Annotated in this window: 6 protein-coding genes; 5 read left to right on the top strand and 1 reads right to left on the bottom strand. The window is 41.1% G+C overall.

Annotation, left to right across the window (positions count from 1 at the left end):
* The first annotated feature begins 307 nt into the window (after window positions 1–307).
* A complete protein-coding gene (locus tag ACFX4I_RS22820) occupies window positions 308–673 on the top strand; it encodes a collagen-like protein (RefSeq protein ID WP_377423202.1) in 366 nt (121 codons plus the stop codon).
* A gap of 35 nt (window positions 674–708) precedes the next feature.
* On the opposite strand, the gene ACFX4I_RS22815 is transcribed toward ACFX4I_RS22820, so the two are convergent.
* Window positions 709–909 carry a hypothetical protein gene (locus ACFX4I_RS22815; protein ID WP_230302376.1) on the bottom strand — a complete coding sequence of 67 codons (201 nt, stop codon included), beginning with the start codon at window positions 907–909 and terminating at the stop codon, window positions 709–711.
* Window positions 910–1,209: 300 nt separating this feature from the next.
* On the opposite strand from ACFX4I_RS22815, the gene ACFX4I_RS22810 reads away from it, so the two are divergent.
* The 4 genes from ACFX4I_RS22810 to ACFX4I_RS22795 all read left to right on the top strand — a co-directional run bounded on the left by ACFX4I_RS22810 (window position 1,210) and on the right by ACFX4I_RS22795 (window position 6,048).
* Window positions 1,210–2,787 (top strand): ATP-binding protein, encoded by a 1,578-nt coding sequence (locus tag ACFX4I_RS22810; RefSeq protein WP_377423200.1) that lies wholly within the window; start codon window positions 1,210–1,212, stop codon window positions 2,785–2,787.
* A gap of 11 nt (window positions 2,788–2,798) precedes the next feature.
* A complete protein-coding gene (locus ACFX4I_RS22805; protein ID WP_230302374.1) occupies window positions 2,799–3,488 on the top strand; it encodes a response regulator in 690 nt (229 codons plus the stop codon).
* 136 nt (window positions 3,489–3,624) lie between these two features.
* Window positions 3,625–4,506: a helix-turn-helix transcriptional regulator gene (locus ACFX4I_RS22800; RefSeq protein WP_377423198.1), complete on the top strand. Its 882-nt coding sequence runs from the start codon at window positions 3,625–3,627 to the stop codon at window positions 4,504–4,506.
* 249 nt (window positions 4,507–4,755) lie between these two features.
* On the top strand, window positions 4,756–6,048 hold the full coding sequence (locus ACFX4I_RS22795; RefSeq protein ID WP_230302372.1) for a CitMHS family transporter: 1,293 nt from the start codon (window positions 4,756–4,758) through the stop codon (window positions 6,046–6,048).
* The last annotated feature ends 112 nt before the right edge of the window (window positions 6,049–6,160 follow it).

Raw genomic sequence — 6,160 nt, 5'->3', positions numbered from 1 at the left:
ATATATCTCTAACTTCGGAGATAAAACAGTAGAATACGTCGATATATCTCTAATATTCGGAGATAAAACAGTAGAATGTGTCGATATATCTCTAAATCCGGAGATAAACCTATATATTACGTCGATATATCACTAAATTCGGAGATAAACCTATATATTACGTCGATATATCTCTAATATTCGGAGATAAAACAGTAGAATGTGTCGATATATTTCTATATTCAGAGATAAATTGCATTTCCAGCCCAAACACCTTGAGTCCATATATCATAACGTATTACATTCAATCTTATAGAGGTGAATGATCATGTATATGTACCCAACGTATCATTATGAAGATCCAATTTTTCTTGAACGGCAGTTTCCCGGCATACCTGGTTTACCTCAATTTCCAGGTCAACCAGGACCACCGCCGAGTTCGCAAGCACCAACAGCTCCCCCGCCAGCGTTTATCCCCCAACAGCAAACGGCTTCAACATTTGCCGTAGATCCAGGTGCCATTTCGTTTTGCATGTTCAGGAATACTTTTATATGGCTAAACAATGGTGCGCGTTTCTGGTATTACCCCATTTTCGTCGGTCCGCGTTCTGTTGCCGGCTTCAGGTGGAATGGCAGGTTCTGGACGATTTTTGGTATTGATACAAGACAAATCAATTCATTTAGCTGTTTTTGAAAAAATGCTCAAAGGAGATGTTTCCTTTGAGCATTTTATGTTTCCGATTGTTTTGCTTTCTTCCAATACGAAAAGGTATGGTAGGAAATGCCTATCGTTGCTCGACCCCCTAAAGCGGTCAACACTCCGACTAGGGAAAGGAGATTCAGTGTGTAAAACAGCTGCGCCTTGATCCTCACATCATGATCGGCGTGACCATCTTTCTTAAATAGGACACTGAGAAATAAACCGATCATAACTCCAAGAAATACCTCGGGTGAAATTTATGAGATTGAAAACTGACTGGAAAAAAATCATTAATAAGCAAAAGGGTGATGATGATCATATAAGTCATTTGAAAAGGATTCAAGAAATTCATTTCGCACTCCCTTTTTTTTTTGATAAATTACCCCTTATTTTGTTATTTAAATCCTTTCATTTTTCAATGTGGCGAAATAAACGGCCAACAATGTTCAATATTTAATAGAAATGGTAAAATCATTATGCTCCTATAAAATTTAGTGAATGAAAATGAAAATAGAGGATGCTGTTGAATTATGAGGAAAGTATCGCTGGAAACCAAGATTCTCGGGTTAGTCTTATCGTTGAGCCTGTTTTTGATTATTTTATTGACGACTACTTTTTCCTATATGGAAGGAAGGCAAATAGCGAAGGATAAAGGTCATTTGGCGTTGGAACTTTCAAAGACGATTAGCTTCATGCCTACAGTTATAGAAGCCTTTGAAACGGATGATCCCGCTGGCACAATTCAGCCGATTGCCGAAAAGATCCGCAGGGAAACAGGGGCTGAGTTCATCGTTGTCGGGAATAAAGAGGGAATTCGCTATTCCCATCCGCTTGCTTCCGAAATTGGGAAGAGGATGGAAGGCGGGGATAATGCCAGAGCCATTCAGGAAGGTGAATATTATGTCTCCGAAGCGGCAGGATCACTCGGTCTTTCCATTCGGGGGAAGTCACCGGTATTCGATGCTGATGGAAGAATAATTGGAATCGTCTCCGTCGGTTTTTTAGTCGACGATGTCCGCGCCCAAATTTTCAAGGACTTGTCCAAAGAGATGATTGTATCTTTAGTGGCCATCATGATATCGATCATTGGCAGTTATATGCTGGCAAGGAGCATACGTAAAGATACATTGGGGCTGGAACCATTTGAAATCGCCAATTTATATAAAGAAAAAAATGCAGTGCTTCAATCGGTGAAAGAAGGGATTCTGGCCATTGACCAAAATGGGTTGATTACCTCGATGAATCAGCCGGCAAAAAAATTGCTGGATATTCAAGAGTCCGTTCGCCATTTGAATGTGGATGGCCTATTTCCTACGAAATATTTATTCGAAGTGCTGAAGTCCGGTGAACCGCAGGTGGATAAGGAGATTTCATGGAAAGACAAATCCGTTATCGTCAATTGTACGCCAATCTTCGATAGTGAAGGGGTAAGCGGTGTTGTCGCTTCGTTCCGTGATCGAACGGAAATTGAGGAAATGGTCAACACATTATCGGAAGTGAAGATGCATTCAGAGGATTTAAGGGCACAAACCCATGAGTTCACCAATAAACTATATGTCCTTTCAGGTTTGATACAATTAGGCGAATATGATGAAGCAATAGATATGATTCAAAGCGAAACATCCGAATTGCATTCCCTGAACCGTGTCGTGTTCGAACAGATAAAGGATACAAAGGTACAAGCCCTTTTACTTGGAAAGATAGGAAAAGCATCTGAGAAGAAGATCTTCTTTGAAATAGACGCACAAAGTTACCTAGAGAAACTGCCGGATCATATAAAATTATCACAACTAACATTGATTCTAGGCAACATTATCGATAATGCACTTGAAGCGGTTTCAAGCATGGAAGAGCCGCTCGTGAAATTTTTCGCCACGGATATCGGAAATGATATGGTATTTGAAGTGAGTGATAACGGAAAAGGAATACCTGAGGATGCCATCGCCCATATTTTCGATCGGGGTTTCACTTCGAAAAACAGCGGAAGTCCGAGTGGTTATGGACTTTCGAATGCTGATCATGTCGTTAAAGAGCTGGGCGGCATCATCGAAGTTTACAGCGAGGATGGAAACACCATATTCACCGTGTATCTTCCTAAAAAACAGTGAGGAGGGAAAAAATGCTGAAGATAAGAGCAGTCATCGCAGAAGATGATTTTCGTGTAGCGGATATCCATGAAAAGTTCTTAAAAAACTTTGATGAAATAGAAGTGGTCGGAAAAGCCGGCAATGCCAAAAAAACGCTTCGGATCTTGGAGCAAAAAAGCCCGGATCTGCTTTTGCTTGATGTTTATATGCCAGATCAACTTGGTACAGACCTCCTTCCGGACATACGGAAAATGTTCCCGAATGTGGATATCATCATGATTACCGCAGCAACGGATAAAGAACAACTTGAAAAGGCGCTTCACTATGGTGTTGAGAATTATTTAATTAAACCAGTGGAAATGAAACGTTTCAACCAAGTTATCGAAGAGTATTTGAAGAAAGTCCATCTGATGAAATCCAAACAAGAGATAGATCAGGATTTTGTTGATCTCATTTTGAAAAAGGGATCTGCGGTTTCGGAAACGAACGATGGGCCGGCCTTACCGAAAGGGGTCGACGAAATCACGTTGGCGAAAGTGATCGAGGTACTCAAAGCAAGCGATATCGGTTTATCGGCTGAGCAAGTGAGCGGCCAGATCGGCGCTTCCAGGACAACCGCGAGACGCTACCTGGAATATTTGATATCCGTAAAGAAATGTAAAGCGGAAGTCGTATACGGGGTAGTGGGAAGACCTGAGCGAAGATATTATAAAATTCAATAGAATTAAGTGTGAAACACCTTCAAGATTGGAGGTGTTTTTTTTATGCATGCGAGGATTGAAAGATTTTAAAAAAAAGCAATATATGTAAAAAAAACGATGTTTTAATCTGTTATCTTATTCTTAAGGAGGCTCGGAAATGAGATACAGTCCCATCATCCAAAAAACGATTGAATATATAGAGAATAGCTTACAAGAGGAATTATCCTTGGAGAACATCGCACGATTCGCAGGTTTTTCGAAATTTCATTATCATCGTATTTTTCTCAAGGAGGTTGGCGTGACCGTATCAGAATATATTCGATATCGAAGGATCGCCAATGCAGCAAACATGCTGCTTTATACAGATGAAAAAATAATCGACATTGCTTTTTATTACCGCTTTGAAACACAAGAATCCTTTACTCGTTCATTTAAGAAATATTATGAACTGCCGCCAGGGCAATATCGGAAACTCGTAAGTAAATTAACCTTGCAAAAGGAGGAAATGACGATGAAAAACGAACAATTATTAAAAGGATGGAATGTAAGCGGGAGTCATCCATTCAATTATAAAATGGGAATTGACCGGGAGACATTCCATAAAGGCCGGGCATCAGGTTTCCTGAAATCCGCCACTGCGGAATCCAAGGAGGAATTTGCAACGATGATGCAACAATTCAAGGCGGAAAATTACCTTGGTAAAAGAATGAAACTGTCGGGTTTTTTAAAATCAAAAGATGTTGATGGATTTTGTGGCTTATGGATGAGGGTGGATAATGCCCTTCATGATGTTTTGCAATTCGACAATATGGGGAATCGGCCCATCGTTAACGATACGGAATGGAACCATTATTATATTGTCTTGGATGTACCCGAAAACAGTGCCATCATTTCATTCGGGGTCCTTCTTTCAGGGCGTGGCAAAGTATGGATCGATGAACTGGAATTCGAGGAAGTCAGTAAAGCTATACCAACGACCAATATAGAATACGGCTGTGACCTTTTGGATGGACCGGCAAATCTATCTTTTGAAGAATAAATGCACAGTGGCATGCCTTTTCCAGCGATAAAGATATAGTCAAAGTTTTCTTAATAATTGCAATCATTCTCTTAAAGAACCCGCCATTCAACCCGGGGAGTGGCGCCGGTTCAGCCACAAAAAGTCGCTTCCGTGAACACAATGAACAAAAATAACAAAATAGTTTTAAAAAACAATAAATTGAGAACGCTTACAAATGAAGCGATTTCATATACAATTTACCTTATTAGAAGATAAGGAGTGATTGATATGCTCGCTTTATTAGGATACTTGATGATAGTAGCGTTTATGATTTTAATTATGACAAGGCGACTTTCAGCCATGATAGCTTTGATTGCAGTACCAAGTGCCTTTGCGCTTATTGGCGGGTTTGGCGGTAAAATGGGTGAGATGGCGCTGGAAGGGATCAAGGACGTTGCGCCAACGGGAATCATGATTTTATTTGCAATCCTTTTCTTTGGCATTTTGATCGATGCTGGCGTTTTTGATCCAATCATCAATACGATACTTAAGGTTGTAAAAGGAGATCCAGTGAAAATTGCCATCGGCACTGCCGTCCTGGCTTTGCTGATTTCCTTGGATGGAGATGGTACAACCACATATATGATAACGATTTCAGCCATGCTTCCGCTATATAAACGGATTGGTATGAGACCGCTTGTATTGGCCGGTATTGCCGTTTCGTCCTCTGGAGTCATGAACCTTCTTCCTTGGGGAGGCCCTACAGCACGGGTGATGACCGCTTTAAAACTTGAAATGTCTGATGTTTTCACTCCTGTCATTCCAGCGATGATCGGCGGGGTCCTATTCGTCCTTTTCATGGCATATTGCCTGGGTAAAAAAGAAAGAAAAAGAATCGGGATCATAGAAGTCGATTATCATGTTATGGCACAGCAAGCGGCTGCAACGGAAGATGCTTATCTTAAGCGTCCTAAATTGATAATATTCAATTACGCATTGACTCTTACATTGCTGGTGGCGCTGATTATGGAACTTATGCCTTCAGCGGTTCTGTTCATGATAGGTTTTGCGATTGCCATTACGGTTAATTATCCGAAACTCAGTGATCAAAAAGAGCGTGTGGCAAACTATGCGGACAATGCTTTATCTGTAATTTCGATGATTTTTGCAGCAGGTGTCTTCACTGGAATCCTTGCCGGTACGGAAATGGTCGATGCCATGGCAAACTCTTTGATTCAGCATATTCCAGATCAAATGGGCGGACATTTTGCTGTCATCACAGCCATCATCTCAGCACCTTTTACGTTCTTCATGTCTAATGATGCATTTTATTATGGTGTGCTCCCATTGCTTGCTAAAGCGGGAGCTGCTTATGGAATTGACCCTGCCATGATCGGCAGAGCTTCACTATTAGGGTTGCCCGTCCATCTATTAAGCCCGCTTGTTCCATCTACCTATCTATTGGTTGGAATGGTAGGGGAAGATTTCGGTGCATTGCAGCGTACCTTCCTGAAATGGGCATGCGGATCGACGCTTGTCATGATAGTGGTATGTGTCCTATTGGGAATCATCCCACTATAAAGTTCTAAAGAGTCCCGTTCGTCAAGATGCGAACGGGACTCTTTACTGTCTGTATCAAGCGCTGAATAAATCTGGAAAAGTGAGATACATTATGTTTGTCTTCTCTTTCGCG

This window comes from Peribacillus sp. YIM B13472, assembly GCF_042788005.1.
GTDB classification, from domain to species: Bacteria; Bacillota; Bacilli; order Bacillales; family DSM-1321; genus Peribacillus; species Peribacillus simplex_E.
This window is presented reverse-complemented; position numbering and strand designations above follow the sequence as displayed.

Coding starts and splice junctions, on each gene's coding strand:
- ACFX4I_RS22820 (WP_377423202.1), top strand. CDS start 308: ATGTATATGTACCCAACGTATCATTATGAAGATCCAATTTTTCTTGAA.
- ACFX4I_RS22795 (WP_230302372.1), top strand. CDS start 4,756: ATGCTCGCTTTATTAGGATACTTGATGATAGTAGCGTTTATGATTTTA.
- ACFX4I_RS22800 (WP_377423198.1), top strand. CDS start 3,625: ATGAGATACAGTCCCATCATCCAAAAAACGATTGAATATATAGAGAAT.
- ACFX4I_RS22810 (WP_377423200.1), top strand. CDS start 1,210: ATGAGGAAAGTATCGCTGGAAACCAAGATTCTCGGGTTAGTCTTATCG.
- ACFX4I_RS22805 (WP_230302374.1), top strand. CDS start 2,799: ATGCTGAAGATAAGAGCAGTCATCGCAGAAGATGATTTTCGTGTAGCG.
- ACFX4I_RS22815 (WP_230302376.1), bottom strand. CDS start 909: ATGATCGGTTTATTTCTCAGTGTCCTATTTAAGAAAGATGGTCACGCC.